General features: G+C 72.7%; 19 protein-coding genes. 7 read left to right on the plus strand and 12 right to left on the minus strand.

The window, feature by feature from the left end:
* Positions 1 to 122: 122 nt before the first annotated feature.
* The 3 genes from ACGF7U_RS09455 to nrdR all read right to left on the minus strand — a co-directional run bounded on the left by ACGF7U_RS09455 (position 123) and on the right by nrdR (position 4750).
* Positions 123 to 1058 carry a DUF2332 domain-containing protein gene (locus tag ACGF7U_RS09455; protein ID WP_393104721.1) on the minus strand — a complete coding sequence of 312 codons (936 nt, stop codon included), beginning with the start codon at positions 1056 to 1058 and terminating at the stop codon, positions 123 to 125.
* 244 nt (positions 1059 to 1302) lie between these two features.
* Positions 1303 to 4182: a vitamin B12-dependent ribonucleotide reductase gene (locus ACGF7U_RS09460; protein WP_393104723.1), complete on the minus strand. Its 2880-nt coding sequence runs from the start codon at positions 4180 to 4182 to the stop codon at positions 1303 to 1305.
* Positions 4183 to 4249: 67 nt separating this feature from the next.
* A complete protein-coding gene (gene nrdR / locus ACGF7U_RS09465) occupies positions 4250 to 4750 on the minus strand; it encodes a transcriptional regulator NrdR (RefSeq protein WP_393104725.1) in 501 nt (166 codons plus the stop codon).
* A gap of 588 nt (positions 4751 to 5338) precedes the next feature.
* Here nrdR and lexA point away from each other — a divergent pair.
* Complete coding sequence (lexA, locus tag ACGF7U_RS09470; protein WP_393104727.1) at positions 5339 to 6121, plus strand: transcriptional repressor LexA; 783 nt, start codon at positions 5339 to 5341, stop codon at positions 6119 to 6121.
* Between the two features lie 60 nt (positions 6122 to 6181).
* Here lexA and ACGF7U_RS09475 read toward each other — a convergent pair whose 3' ends face one another.
* On the minus strand, positions 6182 to 7912 hold the full coding sequence (locus ACGF7U_RS09475; protein WP_393104729.1) for a hypothetical protein: 1731 nt from the start codon (positions 7910 to 7912) through the stop codon (positions 6182 to 6184).
* 51 nt (positions 7913 to 7963) lie between these two features.
* Positions 7964 to 9415 (minus strand): GTPase HflX, encoded by a 1452-nt coding sequence (gene hflX / locus ACGF7U_RS09480; protein ID WP_393104731.1) that lies wholly within the window; start codon positions 9413 to 9415, stop codon positions 7964 to 7966.
* Positions 9416 to 9589: 174 nt separating this feature from the next.
* Here hflX and ACGF7U_RS09485 point away from each other — a divergent pair, with 174 nt between their 5' ends.
* Positions 9590 to 11056, plus strand: coding sequence for an NAD-dependent malic enzyme (locus ACGF7U_RS09485; protein ID WP_393104733.1), 1467 nt, complete (start codon positions 9590 to 9592; stop codon positions 11054 to 11056).
* A gap of 148 nt (positions 11057 to 11204) precedes the next feature.
* On the opposite strand, the gene dapF is transcribed toward ACGF7U_RS09485, so the two are convergent.
* The 4 genes from dapF to ACGF7U_RS09505 are packed head-to-tail and all read right to left on the minus strand — an operon-like array spanning position 11205 to position 14205.
* Positions 11205 to 12056, minus strand: coding sequence for a diaminopimelate epimerase (gene dapF / locus ACGF7U_RS09490; RefSeq protein WP_393104735.1), 852 nt, complete (start codon positions 12054 to 12056; stop codon positions 11205 to 11207).
* 7 nt (positions 12057 to 12063) lie between these two features.
* On the minus strand, positions 12064 to 13104 hold the full coding sequence (miaA, locus tag ACGF7U_RS09495; RefSeq protein ID WP_393105290.1) for a tRNA (adenosine(37)-N6)-dimethylallyltransferase MiaA: 1041 nt from the start codon (positions 13102 to 13104) through the stop codon (positions 12064 to 12066).
* Positions 12987 to 13706 (minus strand): class III extradiol dioxygenase subunit B-like domain-containing protein, encoded by a 720-nt coding sequence (locus ACGF7U_RS09500; RefSeq protein ID WP_393104737.1) that lies wholly within the window; start codon positions 13704 to 13706, stop codon positions 12987 to 12989. The genes miaA and ACGF7U_RS09500 overlap by 118 nt, the downstream gene beginning before the upstream one ends.
* Positions 13707 to 13755: 49 nt before the next feature.
* Positions 13756 to 14205, minus strand: coding sequence for a hypothetical protein (locus tag ACGF7U_RS09505; RefSeq protein WP_393104739.1), 450 nt, complete (start codon positions 14203 to 14205; stop codon positions 13756 to 13758).
* Between the two features lie 247 nt (positions 14206 to 14452).
* Between ACGF7U_RS09505 and ACGF7U_RS09510 the strand changes: the two genes are divergently transcribed.
* Together ACGF7U_RS09510 and ACGF7U_RS09515 are read left to right on the plus strand one after the other, a co-directional pair.
* Positions 14453 to 15661, plus strand: a complete 1209-nt coding sequence (locus ACGF7U_RS09510; RefSeq protein WP_393104741.1) for a DUF349 domain-containing protein — start codon at positions 14453 to 14455, stop codon at positions 15659 to 15661.
* 333 nt (positions 15662 to 15994) lie between these two features.
* A complete protein-coding gene (locus ACGF7U_RS09515) occupies positions 15995 to 17596 on the plus strand; it encodes a cellulase family glycosylhydrolase (RefSeq protein WP_393104743.1) in 1602 nt (533 codons plus the stop codon).
* 46 nt (positions 17597 to 17642) lie between these two features.
* Here ACGF7U_RS09515 and miaB read toward each other — a convergent pair whose 3' ends face one another.
* Entirely contained in the window at positions 17643 to 19142 is a 1500-nt protein-coding gene (gene miaB / locus ACGF7U_RS09520; protein ID WP_393104745.1) for a tRNA (N6-isopentenyl adenosine(37)-C2)-methylthiotransferase MiaB, read from the minus strand.
* A gap of 51 nt (positions 19143 to 19193) precedes the next feature.
* Between miaB and ACGF7U_RS09525 the strand changes: the two genes are divergently transcribed.
* Positions 19194 to 19424 (plus strand): DUF2277 family protein, encoded by a 231-nt coding sequence (locus ACGF7U_RS09525; RefSeq protein WP_393104747.1) that lies wholly within the window; start codon positions 19194 to 19196, stop codon positions 19422 to 19424.
* A 79-nt stretch (positions 19425 to 19503) separates the two neighbouring features.
* Here ACGF7U_RS09525 and ACGF7U_RS09530 read toward each other — a convergent pair whose 3' ends face one another.
* Together ACGF7U_RS09530 and selD are read right to left on the minus strand one after the other, a co-directional pair.
* Positions 19504 to 19983, minus strand: a complete 480-nt coding sequence (locus ACGF7U_RS09530; RefSeq protein WP_393104749.1) for a hypothetical protein — start codon at positions 19981 to 19983, stop codon at positions 19504 to 19506.
* Positions 19984 to 20255: 272 nt separating this feature from the next.
* On the minus strand, positions 20256 to 21245 hold the full coding sequence (gene selD, locus ACGF7U_RS09535) for a selenide, water dikinase SelD (protein ID WP_393104751.1): 990 nt from the start codon (positions 21243 to 21245) through the stop codon (positions 20256 to 20258).
* Between the two features lie 189 nt (positions 21246 to 21434).
* On the opposite strand from selD, the gene ACGF7U_RS09540 reads away from it, so the two are divergent.
* Together ACGF7U_RS09540 and ACGF7U_RS09545 are read left to right on the plus strand one after the other, a co-directional pair.
* Entirely contained in the window at positions 21435 to 22190 is a 756-nt protein-coding gene (locus ACGF7U_RS09540; protein ID WP_393105292.1) for an amino acid ABC transporter ATP-binding protein, read from the plus strand.
* Positions 22191 to 22250: 60 nt separating this feature from the next.
* Positions 22251 to 23117, plus strand: a complete 867-nt coding sequence (locus ACGF7U_RS09545; RefSeq protein ID WP_393104753.1) for a glutamate ABC transporter substrate-binding protein — start codon at positions 22251 to 22253, stop codon at positions 23115 to 23117.
* The last annotated feature ends 34 nt before the right edge of the window (positions 23118 to 23151 follow it).

A 23151-nucleotide genomic window follows, 5' to 3' on the forward strand; every position in this document is an offset into this window, starting at 1 on the left:
GGCCGAGCCCCGGGGACGGCGTGGTGGTGCGGCCGCCCGCCGGGTTGGGGGGGCCCGGCCAGAACACGCAGCCCTGACCGGGGGGGGCGGCGGTGCCGGGCCCGGCACGGCAGCCCGTCGGGTCACCCAAACCAGGTCATCGCCTGGCCGTGCGAGCGGGTCCAGGCGAGTGGCTTCCCGTCGAACGCCAGCACGTTGTACAGCGCGTCGTCCGGCGGCTCGGGCAGCGCGTCGTGGGGCAGCACGTCGGGTGTCTCGTTCGAGATCCAGTGGCCGGGCAGTCCGCGTACCGCCTCGGCGAACGTCGCCCGGCGCGGCGCCGGCACCTGGTAGAGCACACTGGTGTGGAACACCACCAGCGTCGCGCCGACCGGCGCCTGCGCGGCCAGCGCGGGCAGGTCGTCCACCATGTCGCCACGCGCGAGCAGCGGCGGGTCGGCGGCGGCGACGGCCGCCGCGGCCCGCAGCCGGGCGCGGCGGTGCGCGTGCTCCGGCCAGACGAGGGCGTCGAGCCAGGCGACGTCCGCCGGATCGGTCACCCGCAGCGGGTTGAGGTCCAGACCGGCCCGCCACACCACCTCGGGTCGCCGGTCCGGCGGCGCGGTGCCGGTGAGTGCGCAGTCGAGGACCGGCTCACCCGTGCCGAGCAGGTGGTCGCCGTAGCGGTAGGCGTACCGGTCGGGGTAGAGGCAGAGCCCGGCGGACGCGCCGACCTCCAGCAGCGCCAGCGGCTGCGGCAGCGCGGCGAGCACCGGCAGCAGTACGGCACACCGCCCGGGCTCGTTCGTCTGGACCGCCCGGGTGCGCAGTTCCGCCTCGATCGCCGGCCAGTTCGCCAGCGTGAAATCGCGGAACGCGGTCGGGTCGTTGACGGGCCCCCCGAGCAGCCGTACGACACCGAACAGCAGATTCGGCTGCCGCTTGGCCGGCGGGAGCGTTTCGACGAGCGCGAGCAGTTCGTCGTCACGCGAGACCGCGAAGGACAGGCGCTCGTACGTCGGTGACACACCCCGCGCCTCCCGCGTGCCGAACTCGACGTAGTTCTCGGCGATCGTCATGTCCCGATGATGGCGGTCAAGACCTCACGTTGTCTCTTTCCGGGACGCGCCGGTGTGCAGCGCCCGTCGACGACTCCAGGCGAGCGCTACCGGCTGCCCGTACACCCGCGCGACGCACGCCGCGCCACGAAGCGGATGCCTCCCACCCAGGTCGGGTGGGAGGCATCCGTTCTAGCTGCTCACGCGATCCGTCGACTGCCTGCGTCTCACGGGATTGAGGGAGACGAGCGTCGACTCGTCGATGTCAGCTGCAGCCGCTGGTGGAGCCGCAGCCCTCGCAGACGTAGCAGCTACCGGCCGGGCGCATCTTCGTACCGCAGGTGAAGCAGAGCGGCGCGTCGGCGGCCTTGCCGATCACGGCCTCCAGCAGTTCGGTGCTGGAGCCCACGGACGGCGCCGGCTTGGCGGCGGCCACGTCGGCGACCTCCTGCGCCGGCTGGGCGACCGGGCCGGTCTTCGGCTCGGCCGGCGTCTCGACCGGGGCGGAGGCGGCCATCGCGGTGAGGTCCGCACCGTTCGCCTCCGCCTCCGCCTCGGCCCGGAGCTGGGCGGCCCGCTCCTTGGCGGTGAAGATGCCCAGCTCCGCGCGGCGCTCGTACGGCAGGAAGTCCAGGGCCAGGCGACGGAAGATGTAGTCCATCACCGACGCCGCCATCCGCACGTCCGGGTCGTCGGTCATGCCGGCCGGCTCGAAGCGCATGTTGGTGAACTTGCTGACGTACGTCTCCAGCGGGACGCCGTACTGGAGACCGATGGAGATGGCCACCGAGAAGGCGTCCATCACGCCGGCCAGGGTCGAGCCCTGCTTCGACATCTTGAGGAAGACCTCGCCGAGGCCGTCGTCCGGGTAGGACGACGCGGTGAGGTAGCCCTCGGCGCCGCCGACGGAGAAGCTGACCGTCTGGGACGGGCGCTTCTTCGGCAGCCGCTTGCGCACCGGGCGGTACTCGACGACCTTCTCGACCACCTTCTCCACCTCGGCCGGAGCCTCGGTGGACGCGACGGCCTTGTTCGGCTTGGCGGCCGACAGCGGCTGGCCGACCTTGCAGTTGTCGCGGTAGATCGCCAGCGCCTTCAGGCCGAGCTTCCAGCCCTCGAAGTAGATCTTCTCGACGTCCTCGACGGTCGCCTGCTCGGGCATGTTGACCGTCTTGGAGATGGCGCCGGAGATGAACGGCTGAACGGCCGCCATCATCCGCACGTGGCCCATCGGGGCGATGGACCGCTCGCCCATGGCGCAGTCGAAGACCGGGTAGTGCTCCGGCTTGAGGCCCGGGGCGTCCACCACGTGGCCGTGGTCGGCGATGTGCTCGACGATCGCCTCGACCTGCTCCTCCGGGTAGCCGAGGCTGCGCAGGGCGCGCGGCACGGTCTGGTTGACGATCTGCATGGAGCCGCCGCCGACCAGCTTCTTGAACTTGACCAGCGCCAGGTCCGGCTCGACGCCCGTGGTGTCGCAGTCCATCATCAGGCCGATGGTGCCGGTCGGGGCGAGCACGCTTGCCTGCGAGTTGCGCCAGCCGAACTTGTCACCGATCTTGTTGCCCTGGGTCCACTGCTTCGTCGCCTCGCGGACGATCGCGGTGGCCACCGTGCCGGCCGGCTTGATCTCGTCGTTGGCGGCGGCGTGCTTGCGCATGACCCGCTTGTGCGGCTCGGCGTTGCGGGCGTAGCCGTCGTACGGGCCGACGATGCCGGCCAGCTCGGCGGAGCGGCGGTAGGCGGTGCCGGTCATCAGCGAGGTGATCGCCGCGGCGACCGAGCGGCCCTGCTCCGAGTCGTACGGCAGGCCCGAGGCCATCAGCAGCGCGCCGAGGTTGGCGTAGCCGATGCCGAGCTGCCGGTAGGCGCGGGTGGTCTCGCCGATCTTCTCGGTCGGGAAGTCGGCGAAGCAGATCGAGATGTCCATCGCGGTGATGACCAGCTCGACCGACTTGACGAACTTCTCCACCTCGAAGTCCCCGTCGGCGCGGAGGAACTTCATCAGGTTCAGCGAGGCCAGGTTGCACGAGGAGTTGTCCAGGTGCAGGTACTCCGAGCACGGGTTCGACGCGGTGATCCGCCCGGTCTCGGGGCAGGTGTGCCAGTCGTTGATGGTGTCGTCGTACTGCAGGCCGGGGTCGGCGCACTCCCAGGCGGCCTGGGCGATGGTGCGGAACAGGTTCTTGGCGTCGATGGTCTCGATCACCGCGCCGTCGAGGCGGCCGCGCAGGTCGAAGCCGCCGCCGTTCTCCACGGCGGTCATGAACTCGTCGGAGACCCGGACCGAGTTGTTGGCGTTCTGGTACTGCACGCTGACGATGTCGGCGCCGCCGAGGTCCATGTCGAACCCGGCGTCGCGCAGCGCGCGGATCTTGTCCTCCTCGCGCGCCTTGGTGACCACGAACTCCTGGATGTCCGGGTGGTCCACGTCCAGGATGACCATCTTCGCCGCGCGCCGGGTGGCGCCGCCGGACTTGATGGTGCCGGCGGAGGCGTCCGCGCCGCGCATGAAGCTGACCGGGCCGGAGGCGTTGCCGCCGGAGGAGAGCAGCTCGCGGGAGGACCGGATCCGGGACAGGTTGACGCCGGAGCCGGAGCCGCCCTTGAAGATCAGCCCCTCCTCCTTGTACCAGTCCAGGATGGAGTCCATCGAGTCGTCGACGGCCAGGATGAAGCAGGCGCTGACCTGCTGCGGCGACGGCGTGCCGACGTTGAACCAGACCGGCGAGTTGAAGCTGAACACCTGGTGCAGCAGCATCCAGGTCAGCTCGTGCGCGAAGACCTCGGCGTCGGCCGGGCTGGCGAAGTAGCCGTACTCCTCACCGGCGGTGCGGTAGGTGGTGACCACCCGGTCGATCAGTTGCTTGAGCGACCACTCCCGCTCCGGGGTGCCCACCGCGCCCCGGAAGTACTTGGTGGTCACGATGTTCGCAGCGTTGACGCTCCACGACTCCGGGAACTCGACGCCCCGCTGCTCGAAGTTGACCGAGCCGTCGCGCCAGTTCGTCATCACGACGTCGCGGCGCTCCCAGGTGACCTCGTCGTAGGGGTGCACCCCCTCGGTCGTCCAGACCCGCTCGACCTTCAGCCCCGCGCCGGCCTTGCTCCGTGCCCTGCTTGTCGTCACACCATCCCCCGACATCTCATCCGCCCCCTCGTCCGCGCGGCCACCCGCCGCGCGATCCGACTGTCAAAACTGCAGAAGAACTTCAACTGGTACGGCCGGCGGCCTCGACCGCGTCGGCCCCGGCGCCCTCCCGGGCGCGTGCGGCGGCCCGCAGCGTCTCGATCTCGCGCTCGAAGTCGGCGAGCGAGTCGAACGACCGGTAGACGCTGGCGAACCGCAGGTAGGCGACCTCGTCCAGGTCCCGCAGCGGGCCCAGGATGGCCAGCCCCACCTCGTGGCTCGGGATCTCGGCGGCCCCCTTGGCCCGGACGGTCTCCTCTACCTTCTGCGCGAGCAGCGCGATCGAGTCGTCGTCGACCGGCCGGCCCTGGCACGCCTTGCGCACCCCGCCGATGATCTTCGTCCGGCTGAACGGCTCGGTGACCCCGCTGCGCTTGACGACCGCGAGGACCGCCTCCTCCACCGTGGTGAACCGCTTGCCGCACTCCGGGCAGGACCGCCGCCGGCGGATCAACTGGCCGTCGTCGGCCTCCCGCGAGTCGACGACCCGGGAGTCAGCGTGCCGGCAGTACGGACACCGCATCGCACCCGACCTCCTTCATCGATCGCGGGCACGCCGACCGCTCCCCGGGCACGCGTCAGCGCGGCGGAGCCATCTGCCGATGGTCTGCGCCGTGTCGACGGTACGGGAGTGCGGTCGGTAGTCGAACCCAACCTGTAGGCGACTTACGCCCGTGTGACTACTACATCTAGGGGTTGACCGTATGCCGCCGACGAACCGCGGTCAAGTTGGACGGCGTGTCCGGCGCGTCACCGCCATCCGGACCGCGTCACCGCCATCCGGACTCGACCGGCCACCGCCGCCCGCCGCAGAACCAACCGCCCGACGCCCCGGTCGGTTATTCCCCCGGCCGCGCGAAACCGCCGCCCGACCGGACGGTCGTCGAACATCCGTTCGATCCGACGTACCATTTATCAGAACGTGAGTACGAGCAGGACCGCTTTTCACCCCGACACGCCGAGGTGATGTCGTACAGACGTTTGAAAATGACCGATCTCACCTATACGGTCATGAACAACCGGGCGCGGATCGTTCCGTCCCCCGGTCACCGAGCACCACCGCACGCACCACGAGCCGCCAAGGCACCCAGCCCGACCAGGGAGGACGGACGTGACCGAGGACCGGGCCAGCCGGCCGAAGAGCCCGCAGCAGATCACCGAGGCGGGCCCGCCGGCCACCCGACGCCGGGGCGCCGCGCGCAGCCGGACCGGGCAGCCCGCCGTGCGCCCGGTCACCCCGGTGGTGAGCGCCTTCCCCGACCCGGCGACGGTGGACCTCACCGCCCGGCAGCGGCGGATCCTGGAGTTCATCCGCACCTGGGTGGACCGGCACGGCTATCCGCCGAGCGTGCGCGAGATCGGCGAGGCGGTCGGCCTGGTGTCGCCGTCCAGCGTCGCCTACCAGCTCAAGGAGCTGGAGAAGAAGGGCTTCCTGCGCCGCGACCCCAACCGGCCGCGCGCCGTCGACGTCCGGGCCCCCGGCGACGTCGACGACGAGCTGACCCGCTCGCAGCGCCCCACCCCGGCGTACGTGCCGATGCTGGGCCGGATCGCGGCCGGTGGCCCGATCCTGGCCGAGCAGGCCGTGGAGGACATCTTCCCCCTCCCCCGCGAGCTGGTGGGTGAGGGCGATGTCTTCATGCTCCAGGTCAAGGGCGACTCGATGCTCGACGCGGCGATCTGCGACGGCGACTGGGTCGTGGTCCGGCAGCAGCCGACCGCCGAGTCCGGCGACATCGTGGCGGCCATGCTCGACGGCGAGGCGACGGTCAAGACCTACCGCCGCCGCGACGGGCACGTCTGGCTGATGCCGCAGAACCCGGCCTTCGACCCGATCCCCGGCGACGACGCCACCATCATGGGCCGGGTCGTCGCGGTGCTGCGCCGGATCTGACCCGTGTAGTCCTGCGGTGGCCGGCGGTCCCCTGGACCCGACCGTCGGCCCGGCGGTACGTCAGTACCGGTCGCCCCGGTAGCTCCGGCCGCCACCCGGCGCGTGGCCGTAGGGGCCGCGGCCGTCGTCGTAGCCCTCGTCGCGCCGCCGGCCCGGCCGCTGACCGCGAGGGTCCGGCTCACCGCCGCGGCGGGGCGGCTCGGCCCGGCCACCGCCGGGAGCCGGCTGACCGCCGTAGACGCCACCACCGGGGCGTCCGCCGCCCTGGCGTCCACCACCACCGCCAACCGGGCCACCGGGGCCCGGCTGCCGGCCGCCGTAGACGCCACCGCCGCCGCCGGCCGGGCGACCGCCACCGTAGGTGCCACCGCCCGCCGGTCGGCCACCGCCGTAGGTGCCACCGCCGGCCGGACGGCCGCCACCGTAGACGCCACCGCCGGCCGGCGGGGCTCCGCCGCGACCACCGGCCGCCGGGGGCGCCCCGCCGCGTCCGCCGCCCGCCGGGACCGCCCCGCCACGGCCGCCCCCGTACACGCCGCCGGAGGGCGCGCCGCCGTACACGCCGGCGCGCGGCCGGTCGCCCGGCGGCGGGAGGTCGTCGTCCACCAGGCCGCGCGGGTCGTCGGCGAGGGCGTCGTCGCGGTCCGGGCCGTCGCCGACGCGCCCCGGAGCGGTCGGCCTGCGCCGGGCCCGGAGGATGCCGAAGACGCCGGCCGCCACCATCAGGGCGCCGACCACGCCGACCGCGGCGATCAGGTAGGTGATGTCGCTCAGGCTCAGGCCGTCGAGCCACGACTGCCCGGCGGCCTTCTTCGGCCCGTCGCCCTCGCCGGCGAGCGGCTTCGCGCCCTCGGTGGACGGGGTGTAGGCGAGGATGTCCACCGCCTCGCCCTCGTCGAGTTGGCCGCCGTCGGACACGGTGAGGAACGTCTTGCCGTCCGGGGTGTAGGCGATCGCCTCGCCGAACGGGTCGGCCAGCGCCGTCACCCGTGGCTTGCCGGAGGTCAGGGCCGCGACGATGTCACCGCCGGCCACGTCGTACTCGAAGGCGTCGGCGTAGGTGCGCACCACCACCCGCGACCCGTCGGGGGACCGCGCGGCTCCGGTGATCGCCACCCGGCCCGGGGCACCGAGCCGATTGTCCGTGTCCGTCCTCGGCAGGGTGATCTCGCCGACCTTCTTCATCGGCACCGGCTCGGTGTCCCCGCTCTTCATCTTCGCGGCGGGGGTGAAGATCTGCGCCTTGCCCGACATCACCTTGGTGATGATCAAGGGATTGCCGTCGTCGCCGATCAGCAGCGCCTCGGCGTCGTGCGGCTTGCGCTCGGGATAGGAGAGACGGTGCAGCACCGGCCTCTTGGACCCGCTGACCGGCATGCTCCACAACGCCACCCGGTCGCGGCGCTCCCGGCTGGTGATGTTGTCGCCCGTGTCGGCTATCCAGAGCGTCCTGCCGTCCCGGGAGAGCGCCAGGTCCTCCGTGTCGAACGGCCCCTGCCCGGAGTAGCTGACCGGTTCCTTCGTGACCTTGCACTTCGAGTCGAGGAAGAAGACCCGCTTGCGGCTCTCCACCTCGGTGCCGTCGTTGATCACCACGTAGCCGGTCCTGGTGGCCACCAGGCCGGACAACTCGCGCAGCCGTTCGTCGGCCACCGTGCACCGCTTCTTGCCCGCGGCGGCCGCCAGCTGGGAGGGAGCCGAGGCGGGGGCCGCCAGGGCGACCCCGGCGGACGCCACGGTCGCCCCCAGCAGGCTGAGGGCAACCGTGACCGACGAAACAGCGCGGCGCATGACGTCAGTGTCGCATGCCGCAGGTTTCCGCCGGGTGACGCCGGGACGGCCTCACCGGGCGGCCGCGACCGCCTGGCCCTCCGCCGTCCGGAACGGCGCCAGCTCGGCGGCGAGCGCGTCGCCCACCCGGACGTGCACCAGCGTCCCCTCCGGCAGGTGGGAGGTGCTCAGCACCTCACCCTGCCGGTGTACCCGCGCCACCAGGTCGCCCCGGTCGTACGGCAGCACCGCGCGGACCTCCACCGCCGGGCGGGGCAGCCGCTCCTCGACGGCCTCGCGCAGCCCGTCGAGCCCGCGACCCGTGTGCGCGGAGACGAAGACCGCCTCCGGCCAGAGCCGCTTGAGCCGCAGCAGCGTGTCCTCGTCGGCCGCGTCGGTCTTGTTGACCACCAGCAGCTCGGGCAGCCGGTCGGCGCCCACCTCGGCGAGCACCTCGCGGACCGCGCGGACCTGCTCCTCCGGATCCGGGTGGGTGCCGTCGACGACGTGCACGACCAGGTCGGCCTCGGCCACCTCCTCCAGGGTCGAGCGGAACGCCTCGACGATCTGGTGCGGCAGGTGTCGGACGAAGCCGACCGTGTCCGAGAGGGTGTAGAGCCGCCCGTCGGACGTGGTGGCCTTGCGGGTGGTCGGGTCGAGAGTGGCGAAGAGCGCGTTCTCGACCAGCACGCCCGCCCCGGTCAGCCGGTTGAGCAGGCTCGACTTGCCGGCGTTCGTGTAGCCGGCGATGGCGACCGCGGGCACGGCGTTGCGGGAGCGCCGGGCGCGCTTGGTCTGGCGTACCGTCTTCATGCCCTTGATCTCCCGGCGCAGCCGGGCGATGCGGTGGCGGATCCGGCGCCGGTCGGTCTCCAGCTTGGTCTCACCGGGACCGCGCAGGCCCACGCCGCCGCCGGCGCCCCCGCCGCGACCGCTACCACCGGTCTGCCGGGAGAGCGTCTCACCCCAACCGCGCAGGCGGGGCAGCAGGTATTCGAGCTGGGCCAGCTCGACCTGCGCCTTGCCCTCCTTGCTCTTGGCGTGCTGGGCGAAAATGTCGAGGATCAGCGCGGTGCGGTCGACCACCTTGACCTTCGTGCGCTGCTCCAGGTTGCGCAGCTGGGACGGCGACAGCTCGCCGTCGCAGATCACCGTGTCGGCGCCGCTGGAGAGCACGACCGAGCCGAGGTCGTCGACCTTGCCACGGCCGATGTAGGTGGCCGGGTCGGGGCGGTTGCGTCGCTGGATCAGCCCCTCGAGCACCTGGGAGCCGGCGGTCTCCGCCAGCGCGGCGAGCTCGGTGAGGGAGTTCTCCGCGTCGTTCTGGGTGCCCTCGGTCCAGACGCCGACCAGGACCACGCGCTCCAGGCGCAGCTGGCGGTATTCGACCTCGGTGATGTCGGCGAGCTCGGTGGAGAGGCCAGGGACCCGCCGCAGCGCCTGCCGCTCGGACAGCTCGAACTCCCCGGTGGTGGCGTCGAGCTCGTCGTCGGTGTGGGGGAGGTAGGTCTCCTGGTTGGTCAAGCTGATCTCCTGTCCGTTCTGTCACGTACCGAGCAATCCTGACATGTGTCAACGCCGGACGCACCTGCTATATGCCCACGCTGATAGGCCACAAAAGTGGGGGCGGCCCGTCGGGCGACCTCGGTGGGCGAGTAGAAATGCGGTGCAGCCGCTCAGCGTCGACGGAGGGATCCCGTGGCCATCACCCGACTTCCGAGTGCCGGATTCTCGATCACCATTCGGATCGCCGTGCCGGCGGACGCGTCCTCGATCGGCCGGCTCACCACCTCCGTCGGCGAGGCCGGTGCGATCGTCACCGCGCTCGACGTGGTGGACTCCGACCCGACGCACGTGCTCGTCGACCTCACCTGCGACACCGCCGACGCCAGCCACGCCGACCAGGTGGTCGACGCGCTGACCGCGCTGGACGGCGTGGACGTGCGCAAGGTCTCCGACCGCACGTTCCTGCTGCACCTCGGCGGCAAGATCGAGGTCAGCTCGAAGGTGGCGCTGCGCACCCGCGACGAGCTGTCCCGCGCGTACACGCCGGGCGTGGCGCGGGTCTGCCAGGCGATCGCCGAGAACCCGGCGGACGCCCGCCGGCTGACCATCAAGCGCAACACCGTGGCCGTGGTCAGCGACGGCTCGGCGGTGCTGGGCCTGGGCAACCTCGGGCCGGCCGCGTCGCTGCCCGTGATGGAGGGCAAGGCGGCGCTGTTCAAGCGCTTCGGCGGCGTGGACGCCTGGCCGGTGGTGCTCGACACCCAGGACACCGACGAGATCGTGCAGATCGTCAAGGCCATCGCGCCGGCGTACGGCGGGATCAACCTGGAGGACATCGCCGCGCCGCGCTGCTTCGAGATCGAGGCCCGGCTGCGCGAGGCGCTGGACATCCCGGTCTTCCACGACGACCAGCACGGCACCGCGATCTGCGTGCTGGCCGCGCTGACGAACGCGCTGCGCGTCGTGGGCAAGCGGCTCTCGGACGTCCGGGTCGTGGTCTCCGGCGCCGGCGCGGCGGGCACCGCGATCATGAAGCTGCTGCTGCGCCAGGGCGTGGGCGACATCATCGCGTACGACCGGCAGGGTGCCCTGCACCGCGGCCTGACCGGGCTCAACCCGGCCTGGCAGTGGCTGGCCGAGCACACCAACAAGGAGAACTACTCCGGCGACCTGCCCGGGGCGGTCCGCGACGCGGACGTCTTCATCGGGGTCAGCGCGCCGAACCTGCTCACCGGCGACGACATCGCCACCATGGCCAAGGACGCGATCGTGTTCGCGCTGGCCAACCCGGACCCGGAGGTCGACCCGCGCGAGGCGCGCAAGCACGCCGCCGTGGTCGCCACCGGCCGCTCGGACCAGCCGAACCAGATCAACAACGTGCTCGCCTTCCCGGGCGTGTTCCGCGGCATGCTGGACGCGCACGCCGAGGAGTTCACCGAGGAGATGGCGATCGCCGCCGCCCGGGCCATCGCGGACGTGGTCGGCGAGGACAAGATCAACCCGACGGTGATCGTGCCCAGCGTCTTCGACTCCCGGGTGGCCCCGGCGGTGGCGGCGGCGGTCCGCGCCGCCGCGCAGAACCCGGCCCCGACCCCGGCCGCGGACTCCGGCCCGGCCGACCTCCCCGAGATCGCCGCCGAAGCCAGCGCCACCCCCTGACCCAGCCCCAGCCCCAGCCCCAGCCCCAGCCCCAGCGATCTTGCACTTCCTGCCCCCACATCCCGGGACATATCCGGCAGGACAGGGGTCGAAAGTGCAAGATCGCGCGGAAGGGTGGGGCGAGGCGCGAGGGCGGGGGGCCAGGGGGTCAGGTCGGGGTGGTGAGGGCGGCGGGGTCCAGGTCGCCGGTGGCGACCAGGACGGCGGGGCCGGCCAGCCAGCAGGAGTCCTCCGTGACCGTGACCGAGAGGCGGCCGCCGGGGACGTCCACCGCCATCACCCCGGTGTCCCGGCCGGCGTCGCGCAGGGCCACGGCGGCCACGGCGCAGGCGCCCGTGCCGCAGGAGAGCGTCTCGGCCGAACCGCGCTCGTAGACCCGCATCAGCACGTGCCCGTCGGCGCCGTCGACCGGCTCGCCCGGCGCGGTGAACTCGACGTTGACGCCGGCCGGGAAGACCGCCGGGTCGACGTCGGGAGCCCGGGTGAGGTCCAGCGCGGTCAGCTCCAGCCCGCCCGGCAGCGCGCAGACCAGGTGCGGGTTGCCCACGTCCACCGCCGTGCCGGGCAGGGTCAGCCCGCCGAGGCTGGCGGTCGCCGTGTCGTACAGCCGGGGGCGGCGCATCTCCACGGCGATGGCGTCGGCCGTGACCAGCGCGCGCACGACGCCGGCCCGGGTGGCCACGGGCAGCGCCTCCCCGGCCGGCTCGGCCAACCCGGTGGCGAGCAGGTAGCGGACGAAGACCCGGGCGCCGTTGCCGCACATCTCGGCGAACGACCCGTCGGCGTTCCAGTAGTCCATGAACCACTCGGCCTCGCCGGCCAGCGCCACGCCGTCGGGATGCTTCGCCGCCCGGACCACCCGCAGCACGCCGTCGGCGCCGATGCCGCGTCGCCGGTCGCAGAGCGCCGCGACCAGACCGGGCGTCAGTGCGAGCCGGCCGTCCGGGTCGGGCAGGATGACGAAGTCGTTGCCGGTGCCGTGGCCCTTGGTGAACTGCACGCCCCCATCATCGCGCAGCGGCGGGCACCAGGCGCAGGGCGGTCGGGATCAGCTCCGGCGAGGCCGAGTCGAGCCAGTGGATCCGCGGGTCCCGGCGGAACCAGGAGCGCTGCCGCCGGACGAAGCGCCGGGTGGCGCGGACCGTCTCGTCGTGCGCCTCGGCCTCGGTCGACTGCCCGGCGAGGAAGCGCAGCACCTGCTGGTAGCCGAGCGCCCGGCTGGCCGTACGCCCGTCGGGCAGGCCGCGCCCGACCAGCTCCCGCGTCTCGGCGACCAGGCCGTCGGCCCACATCCGGTCCACCCGCTGGGCGATCCGCTCGTCCAGCAGCGCCGTGTCCAGGTCCACGCCGAGCTGCACGGACGGGTAGTACGGCGTCGGGTCGGGCAGCGAGGCGGCGAACGGTGCCCCGGTCAGCTCGACGACCTCCAGCGCCCGGACGATCCGCCGGCCGTTGGTGGGCAGGATGCTCGCCGCGGCGGCCGGATCGGCCTCGCGCAGCCGGGCGTACAGCGGGGCGGGGCCGGCCTCGGCCAACTCCCGTTCCAGCCGCTCGCGCGCCGCCGGGTCGGTGCCGGGGAACTCGAAGCGCTCCAGCACCGCCCGCACGTAGAGGCCGGAGCCGCCGACCAGCAGCGGCACCCACCCCCGGGCCAAAATGTCGTCGATCGCCGCGCGGGCCAGCCGCTGGTATTCCGCGACGCTCGCCGGCTCGGTGACGTCCCAGATGTCCAGCAGGTGGTGCGGCACCCCCTCGCGCTCGGCCGGGGTGAGCTTCGCGGTGCCGATGTCCATTCCCCGGTAGAGCTGCATCGAGTCGGCGTTGACCACCTCGCCGTCGAGGGCGTGCGCGAGGGCGATGCTCAGCGCCGACTTCCCGGCCGCGGTGGGCCCCACCACCGCGACGACCGTCCCGGCCGGCGGGCGGGCGGTCACGCCGGCGCCCAGGAGGAGACGAAGTAGGCGACGCCGTAGGGCGCCGAGTAGTGGCGCAGCTCGCCGCGCCAGTCGCCGCCCGCCGCGCGGACCGCGCCGGCCAGCACCTGCCAGGGCGCGCGGCCCGCGGCCTTCAGCTCCGTTGACAGGACCGGGTCCAGGTCGAGCAGGGCCTCGACGTCCGCGCCGGCCAGGGCGCGGGCGACACCGTCGTCGTACGCCTCGGCGCGCGGGTCGTCGTAGCCGGGCGACTTCGGGCCGCGGCAGGCCGACCCGTCCCCCGTCACCAGCAGCGCGGTACGCGGCTCCGCCGGCGCGCCGAGCGCCGCCCCCAGCTCGACGCACCGCGCCGGGGCGGCGTCGGCCGCGACGGAGCGGGCCAGCCGGGGCAGCTCGGTGCGGGAGCGCCCGACCAGCCACGCGCCGACGGTCAGGCTCAGCGGCAGCCGCTCGCTCCCGGCGCAGTTCACCTTCCACAACCGCACGCGCAGGTCGAGGCCGTACGGCCGCAGTGAGCCGTGGTCGGCCGCGTCGAAGCTGACGGTCGCCGGACCGCCGCCGACCAGGACGATCACCTCGGGCCCGGCGGCGATCAGCCCGGCGACGGCGGCGTCGCAGGCGGCGCGAAGCTCGTCCAGCTCGGGTGCGGCGGCACCGGCCAGCTCGGGGACGATCAGCGGCGGGTGGGGACAGACGGCGGCGGCGACCAGGGGCACCAGGCAACGGTATCGGCACGACCACGCCCGGCGCCCCCGCACCCACCGCTCAGCCCGCCTGACCGCCCCAGCCGCCCTGCACCATGGTCTGGAACCGCCACTGGCCGCCGGCCTTCACCAGCAGGTCGGCGTAGCGCACCTGCTGCCGCTCGCCGTCGATCGTGAACTCCGCCTCGGTGAAGACGACGACCAGGCTGGGGGTGAGGAAGTACGGGGTACGGCGGGACTCCATGGTCAGGTCGCCACCGCCGCCGAGGACGCCGCCCATCTTCTCCAGGTACGCCTGGCGGTCGAGCTGCTGGGCGGAGCCCTCCCCGTCGGCGTCGTCGGTGACCGTGTTGAGCGGGAACATCGCCAGGTCGGCGGTGCCCGCCACGTCGCCCGCCTCGGCCAACGCGTCGTAGCGGCGGAACCACTCGTCCAGCTCGTCGAGGGCGGCCGGGTCCGGCACGAAGCTCTGGTCGGCCGGGGGCGTGATCCGGCTGCGGGACTGCGTCATCTGTTCCTCCTCGGGGGCCGGCGACTCCGGTCGCCGGCTCGTACGCTGTACGGTACACCGTACGATGAATTCCGGCAACTTCCCCAGGATGCCTGTCGCGGGCGGTAGGACACCGTATGGTCACGGTCGGCGATAGGCGCTCGACGGGAACGGGGTCGCACCTGTGACAATGCCGGGGGAAACTTTGCTGCGCCGTGGCGGCGATCGTGGGAGTGCTCCCCGACGCCGGGAGAACGAGGATGGGCACATGAGCGACTGGACTGCCTTCGGACGGGTGGACGCGGACGGCACCGTGTACGTCAAGACCGCCGAGGGCGAGCGGGTGGTCGGATCCTGGCAGGCGGGAGCGCCCGAGGAGGGGCTGGCCCACTTCGCCCGCCGCTTCGACGACCTGGTGACCGAGGTCAACCTGACGGAGGCGCGGCTCAACTCGGGTGCGGCGGACGCCGGCCACTCGCTGACCACGATCCGCCGGATCCGCGCCTCGCTCGCCGAGGCGCACGTCGTCGGCGACATCGACGCGCTGGCGGCGCGGCTGGACCGGCTCGCCGCCGTCGCCGAGGAGAAGGCCGGCGAGGCCAAGGCCGCCAAGGAGGCCGCCCGGGGCGAGGCGCTGGCGCGCAAGCAGGCGCTGGTGGAGGAGGCGGAGAAGCTGGCCGCCGAGTCGACCGGCTGGAAGACCGCCGGGGACCGGCTCAAGGAGATCCTCGACGAGTGGAAGACCATCCGCGGGGTCGACAAGAAGACCGACGGTGAGCTGTGGAAGCGCTTCGCCGCGGCCCGCGACGGCTTCACCCGCCGCCGGGGCGCCCACTTCGCCTCCCTGGACGCGCAGCGCAAGCAGGCGCAGTCCGCCAAGGAGGAGTTGGTCGCCGAGGCGGAGAAGCTGAAGGACTCCAGCGACTGGGCGGCGACGGCCAACCAGCTCAAGGAGCTGATGAACCAGTGGAAGGCGGCCCCGCGCGCCTCCAAGGAGGCGGAGCAGAAGCTCTGGGAGAGGTTCCGGGCCGCGCAGGACGAGTTCTTCACCCGGCGCAGCGAGGTCTTCTCGGCGCGGGACAACGAGCAGCGGGCCAACCTGGAGCGCAAGCAGGCGCTGCTCGCCGAGGCCGAGGCGCTGGACGTCGACGGCGACCCGAAGGGCGCGCAGGCCAAGCTGCGGGAGATCCAGGCGCAGTGGCACGAGGCCGGCCGGGTGCCCCGCGAGGCGGCCGCCGGGCTGGAGCGCCGGCTGCGCGCGGTCGACGAGAAGGTCCGCGAGGTGATGGACTCGGCCTGGCGGCGGACGACCAAGGAGGACAACCCGCTGCTGGCCCAGATGCGGGCGCAGGTCGCCGAGGCCGAGGAGCGGCTGGCCCGCGCCCAGGCCGCCGGCGACGCCAAGCGGGTCCGCGAGGCCGAGCAGGCGCTGGCCTCGAAGCGGCAGTTCCTCCAGCTCGCCGAGCAGGCCGGCTGAGCTGAGCCACCCGGAAGCCCCCGGTCCGCGCGGACCGGGGGCTTCCGCGCGTCCGGGCATCGACGCCCCCGTGGTTAGCCGGGCCGCCCGGTCGGTTGACGCATCGAGGTGGGCTGATCAGAATGGGCGGCAGAGCCAGGTCCACACCGGCGCGAGGGCACCGACGGCGAACACCGCCGTCGACGGTCGCCGGTGCTCCCGCGAGCGGCCGCCGCCACGTGGCACGTTCCGTCGCGCACTTCCCGCGTACGCCCGGTGAAGCGTGACGGTGGTCCCGTCCCTGGTCTCCGCCCGCGCCGCGCCGCGGCGGCGGGCGTTCGAAGTGGAGCTCGCATGCACCGACGCAGCGCCCTCGGCGGCGCGATCACCGCGCTCGCCACCGCCGCGGCCGGCGTCCTCGTCGCCGCCGCCGTCAGCACCACCCCGGCCGCCGCCGCCCCCGCCGGCACCGGCACCGGCTACCTGCACACCAACGGCAACAAGATCGTCGACAGCACCGGCGCGACGGTACGGATCACCGGCATCAACTGGTTCGGCATGGAGACCGACAACAGGACCTTCCACGGGCTGTGGTCCACCAACCCGTGGCGGGGCCAGATCGACAAGATGGCCAGCCTCGGCTACAACACGCTGCGCATCCCGTACTCGAACGACGCGCTGAAGCCGGGCGCCACGGCCAGCGGCGTCAACGACTTCGTCAACCCGGACCTGGTCGGGCTCTCCCCGTTGCAGATCCTCGACAAGGTCATCGAGTACGCCGGCGGCAAGGGGATGCGGGTCATCCTGGACCGGCACCGCCCGACCTCGGCCGGCCAGTCGGCCCTCTGGTACACCTCGACGGTCTCCGAGGCGACCTGGATCAACGACTGGAAGATGCTCGCCCAGCGGTACGCGGGCAACCCCACCGTGATCGGCGCGGACCTGCACAACGAGCCGCACGCCGAGGGCACCAACCCGGCGGCGACCGGCGCGTGCTGGGGCTGCGGAGACCCGGCGCGGGACTGGCGGCTGGCCGCGGAGCGGGCCGGCAACGCGATCCTGTCGGTGCAGCCGAACTGGCTGATCTTCGTGGAGGGGGTGAGCTGCCCCAGCGGCGGCCTCTCCAACGTGTGGGACAACGACCCGAGCAACGACGAGGACTGCGGCTGGTGGGGCGGCAACCTGACGAGGGCCAAGGACTTCCCGGTCCGGCTGGACGTGCCGAACCGGCTGGTCTACTCGCCGCACGAGTATGCCACCTCGGTCTACGAGCAGGCCTGGTTCAAGAGCCCGGACTTCCCGAACAACCTGCCGGGTATCTGGGACAAGTACTGGGGTTACCTGCACAAGCAGAACATCGCCCCGATCATGATGGGCGAGTTCGGCAGCACCCTGGCCGACCCGCGGGACAAGGTGTGGCTGGAGCGGCTGATGGCGTACACCGGCACGGGCGTCGACGGGATGTCCTTCACCTACTGGTCGTGGAACCCGAACTCCGGTGACACCGGCGGCATCGCGCTCGACGACTGGACCAGCATCAACACCGCCAAGCAGGCCATCCTCCAGCCGTACCTGATCCCGCCGGTCGGCGGCGGGGGCGGCCCCACCGGCACGCCGACCGCGACCCCGACCTCGACGCCGTCGCCCACCGGCGGCTGCGCGGCGGCGTACAAGCAGGTCAACGCCTGGCAGGGCGGTTTCCAGGGCGAACTGACGGTGACCAACACGGGCACCGCGACGGTGAGCCCGTGGCAGGCCACCTGGGCCTGGCCGGCCGGCGTGACCCTGGCCAGCGGCTGGAACGCCACGGTGACCCAGTCCGGCGGCACGGTGACGGCGGCGGCCCCGACCTGGGCGGCCTCGCTGTCGCCGGGGGCGTCGGTGACCGTCGGCTTCACCGCCAACGGCCCGGCCGCCGCGCCGGGCACCGTCAAGCTCAACGGCGCCGCCTGCTGAGCACACCGGCCGGGGCCTCCGCGCGGAGGCCCCGGCCGGTCGCGGGTCAGTGCGCGGCGCAGCCCGTCGTCGACGCGGGCGCCGCGGCCGGCGCGCCGATCGTGGGCAGCCCGAGCAGCACCCCGGGCGTACGCGGGGAGCGTCCCGCCTCGGCCGCGTCGCCGGCCCGGGTGCGCCGGTGCGACAGCGGCTCACCGTCGGCGTTGAGGTGGTGCGGGGCGGCGTACGTGACGGTGGTGTGCACGATGTCGCCGGGACGGATCCGCCCGGCGAGGGAACCGGCGTCGAAGTGCACCAGGCGGCCGTCGCGGGCCCGGCCGGACATCCGTCCGGTGCGCTCGTCCTTGCGCCCCTCGCCGACGGCGACCAGCACCTCGACGGTCTCCCCCACGAGCTTCTTGTTCTCCGCCCAGGTGATCTCCTCGACGCAGGCGATCAGCCGCTCGTAGCGCTCCTGGACGACCTGCTTGGGCAGCTGGCCGTCCATGGTGGCGGCCGGGGTGCCGGGGCGCTTGGAGTACTGGAACGTGAACGCCGAGGAGAACCGGGCCTCGCGGACCACGTCGAGGGTGCGCTCGAAGTCGGCGTCGGTCTCGCCCGGGAAGCCGACGATGATGTCGGTGGTGATCGCCGCGTCCGGCATCGCCGCCCGCACCTTGGAGATGATGCCCAGGTAGCGCTCCGCCCGGTACGAGCGGCGCATGGCCCGCAGCACGTCGTCGGAGCCGGACTGCAGCGGCATGTGCAGCGAGTGGCAGACGTTCGGCGTCTCGGCCATCGCGGCGATCACGTCGTCGGTGAAGTCCTTCGGGTGCGGGCTGGTGAACCGGACGCGCTCCAGCCCGTCGATGTCGCCGCAGGCCCGCAGCAGCTTGCCGAAGGCGAGCCGGTCGCCGAACTCCACGCCGTAGGAGTTGACGTTCTGCCCGAGCAGGGTCACCTCCAGCACGCCCTCGTCGACCAGCGCGCGCACCTCGGAGAGGATGTCGCCGGGGCGGCGGTCCTTCTCCTTGCCGCGCAGGGAGGGCACGATGCAGAACGTGCAGGTGTTGTTGCAGCCGACGGAGATCGACACCCAGCCGGCGTACGTGGACTCGCGCCGGGTGGGCAGCGTCGAGGGGAAGACGTCGAGGGATTCGAGGATCTCCACCTCGGCGGCGGCGTTGTGCCGGGCCCGCTCCAGCAGCACCGGCAGCGACCCGATGTTGTGCGTGCCGAAGACCACGTCCACCCAGGGCGCCCTGCGGACGATCTCGCCGCGGTCCTTCTGGGCCAGGCAGCCGCCGACGGCGATCTGCATCCCCGGGTGCCTGTCCTTGACGGGGCGCAGGTGACCGAGGTTGCCGTAGAGCCGGTTGTCGGCGTTCTCCCGGACCGCGCAGGTGTTGAACACCACCACGTCCGGGTTGTCGTCGGCCTCGGCGGCGCGCACGTAGCCCGCCTGCTCCAGCAGCCCGGAGATGCGCTCGGAGTCGTGCACGTTCATCTGGCAGCCGTACGTGCGCACCTGGTAGGTGCGCGGGCTGCTCGCCGCTGCGGTAGTCATGACCCGCACAGCGTATCCGGGCCGAGAAGACCGAACGAACGAGGAGGAGCCGTGTGCCGGAGCATCAAGACCCTTCGTGAGCCGTACGTCCCCGAGGTGACCCCGGCGGACGTCGAGGCCGCGGCCTTGCAGTACGTCCGGAAGATCTCGGGCTTCCGCAAGCCCGCCGCGCACAACGCCGCGGCCTTCGACGCGGCGGTCGCCGCGGTCGCCGCGGCCACCGCGACCCTGCTGGAGCAGTTGGAGGTACGCGGCGGCCGCTCCGCCGGCCCGGCCCGCTGACCTCCGGCGCCCGGCGCGACCTCGCCCGATCCTGCGCGACAGCGGGCTCGGGCACGAGGTCGCGCCGGGGCCGGCCGGGTCAGGCGGCGGCGAGCGCGGGCAGCACCGAGTCCGGGGCCCAGCGGGAGCGGTGGCACTGCGACCAGCCGCGGCAGCGGGGATCGGCGTCGGTGCAGAGCCGCTGGTTGCCGAGCACCTCGCCGTCGTCGGTCTCCCGGACGTCGAAGTGCACCGGCCGGATCGTCCCGTCGGGGGCGACCAACAGGTGCCGGCCGGCGTCGAGGGTGTCGTCGCGCAGCAGGCAGTTGCGGTCCAGCAGCCGCGCCAGGGCGGCGATGCTGGCGTGCTCGGGCAGCCCGTCGGGCACCCCGTAGCAGTCCACGATCGTGGCGAACTCCCCCGGCGCCTGCCAGACGTCGCAGATCACCGCGTACGCCGGCAGCCGGGCCGGGTCCGCCGCCGCCAGGGGCATCACCACCCGACCGAGCGCCTCGGCCAGTGCCGGGTAGACCTCCACCAGCCGCACCTGGTCGATTCTCCAGTTCCACAGCTCGGTCATGCCGCCTCCTCGCTGTGCTCGTCCCACCGGCCTCCGGATCGGGCCTTACTGACGATGGTGGGGTGCATATGACCTCAGCCGGGGGCAAGTTACCGGTCTGTGACCATTCCGGGCAAAATTTCCTCGGGCGCCATTGCTCCGAGTAGCGGAAAGGTGACAGTTTATCGGGTACGGTGGCCCGCTTCGCGCTCCCCCGCCGGGCCGCGCCGCCGGTTTCCCGGGCCGACCGGCGCCGGCCGCTCCGGGCGCGCCGGCTCCCCGGCCCGCGCCGGTCAGCGCACGACCAGCCGGTGTTCGCCGGGAGGCAGCAGCTCACCCACCACGGTGGCGCCGGGCAGCTCGCCGGCGACCAGCAGACCGCCCGAGGTCTGCGCGTCGGCCAGCAGCAGCCGCTCGTGCTCGGCGACCCGGCCGAAGTCGGTCCACGGCGTGACCCAGTCCAGGTTGCGGCGGCTGCCGCCGCTGACGTGCCCGTCGCGCACCGCCTCCCGCGCGCCGTCCAGGTAGGGCACCCGGGCGGCGTCGATCGCCACCGTCAGCCGGCTCGCCCGGGCCAGTTTGGCGGCGTGCCCGAGCAGGCCGAAGCCGGTCACGTCGGTGCCGCAGCGGACGCCCGCCGCCACCGCCGCCCGCGCGGCGTCCCGGTTGAGGGTGGTCATCGCGGCGACCGCCTCGGGGAAGCTCTCCCCGGTGGTCTTGTGCCGGGTGTTGAGCACCCCGACGCCGAGGGGCTTGGTCAGCGACAGCGGCAGCCCCGGCCGGCCCGCGTCCAGGGTGATCAGCTCCTCGGGGCGGACCACCCCGGTGACGGCGAGCCCGTACTTGGGGCCCTCGTCGTCGACGCTGTGCCCGCCGGCGAGGTGGCAACCGGCGTCCCGGGCCACGTCCTGCCCGCCGCGCAGCACCTCCCGGGCCAGTTCCAGCGGCAGCACGTCGCGCGGCCAGCAGAGCAGGTTGAGCGCGACGAGCGGGGTGCCGCCCATCGCGTAGACGTCGGAGAGGGCATTGGTGGCGGCGATCCGCCCCCAGTCGTACGCGTCGTCGACGACCGGGGTGAAGAAGTCGGCGGTGGTGACCAGGCCGGTGCGCTCGTCGAGCCGGACCACCGCCGCGTCATCGCCGTGGTCCAGCCCGACGAGCAGGTCCGCGGTGCCCGTGGCCGGGCCGAGGCCGGCGACCATCGCCTCCAGCTCACCCGGGGGGATCTTGCAGGCGCATCCGCCGCCGCGGGCGTACCGGGTCAGCCGCACCGGTTCCGTCATCCCCACATGATCTCCACACCGCCCCGGCCGCGCCACCCCGGCGGACCGGTTTCGTGGTCAAAATCCGACTCCCGACCTCGGCTGGAAACGGTGTTACCGCTCCGTGACCAACGGAGTTGCGTTCCGCCACATCCCCCCGCCTACAGTTGCCCACCGGGGGTCATCCGACCCCACGTGACGACAGGGACGGTGGACGACGTGACGACGGGCGAACCGCTCATCGTGCTGAACTCGGTCAACAAGTGGTTCGGGCCGCTGCACGTGCTGGACGACGTCTCACTGTCGGTCGGGCGCGGCGAGGTGGTTGTGGTCATCGGCCCGTCCGGCTCCGGCAAGTCGACGCTCTGCCGCACCATCAACCGGCTGGAGCCGATCACCTCCGGCACCATCACCTTCGACGGGCAGCCGCTGCCAGCCGAGGGCAAGGCGCTGGCGAAGCTGCGCAGCGAGGTCGGCATGGTCTTCCAGTCGTTCAACCTCTTCGCGCACAAGACGATCCTGGAGAACGTCACCCTCGGACCGATCAAGGTCCGCAAGGAGAAGCCGGCGGCGGCGCGCGAGCGCGGCCTGGCCCTGCTGGACCGGGTCGGCATCGCCAACCAGGCCGACAAGTTCCCGGCCCAGCTCTCCGGCGGCCAGCAGCAGCGCGTCGCGATCGCGCGGGCGCTGGCCATGCAGCCCAAGGCGATGCTCTTCGACGAGCCGACCAGCGCGCTCGACCCGGAGATGGTCGGCGAGGTGCTGGACGTGATGACGTCACTGGCCCGCGAGGGCATGACGATGGTCGTGGTGACCCACGAGATGGGCTTCGCCCGGCACGCGGCGAACCGGGTCATCTTCATGGCCGACGGCAAGCTCGTCGAGGACGCCCCGCCGGCCGAGTTCTTTGGCAACCCGCGCAGCGAGCGGGCCAAGGACTTCCTCTCCAAGATCCTCACGCACTAGGCGTCCGTACCCCCGGAGCGCGCCGTCCCCCGGCGGGTTCCGTCGAAGAAGGAGATGAGTATGCGTATCAAGCGCGTGGCGGCGGTCGCCGCGGTCGCCGCCCTCTCGCTCGCCATGACCGCCTGCGGCGGCGACAGCGACAGCGGTTCCGGCGGTTCGTCCGCCAAGGGCATCGTCGGCAAGGCCCAGAGCCAGAAGAAGCTGGTCATCGGCGTCAAGGCCGACCAGCCGGGCCTGGGCCTGCAGACCGGTAGCCAGTACGAGGGCTTCGACATCGAGATCGGCAAGATCATCGCCAAGGGTCTCGGCGTGGACGCGAACAACATCGAGTGGAAGACCACCGTCTCCAACAACCGCGAGCCCTTCATCCAGCAGGGCACCGTCGACCTCGTCGTCGCGACCTACACGATCAACGACGAGCGCAAGAAGAAGGTCAACTTCGCCGGGCCGTACTTCATCGCCGGGCAGGACCTCCTGGTGAAGGCCGACTCGGCGCTGGCCGGGCCGGAGGGCCTCGACGGCAAGACGGTCTGCTCCGTGTCCGGGTCGACCCCGGCCAAGCGGATCCAGACCGACTACCCGAAGGCCAAGCTCCAGCAGTTCGACTCGTACTCGAAGTGCCTGCCGCTGCTGGAGAAGGGCCAGGTCGACGCCGTCACCACCGACGACATCATCCTCGCCGGCTACGCCGCCCAGGACCAGTACGCCGGCAAGTTCAAGGTGGTCGGCAAGACCTTCTCCACCGAGCCCTACGGCATCGGCCTGAAGAAGGACGACAAGGACGGCTGCGAGAAGGTCAACGAGATCCTCAAGGCCGCCGCGGCGGACGGCAGCTACAAGGCCGCCTGGGACGCCACCCTGGGCAAGAGCGGCAAGGCCGCGCCCGAGCTGGACACCACCAAGCTGACCAACTGCGGCAGCGTCTGACAGTTCCGGGGCCGGCATCCGGAAGGATGCCGGC

The sequence above is a fragment of the Micromonospora sp. NPDC047670 genome (genome assembly GCF_043204915.1).
GTDB lineage: Bacteria > Actinomycetota > Actinomycetes > Mycobacteriales > Micromonosporaceae > Micromonospora.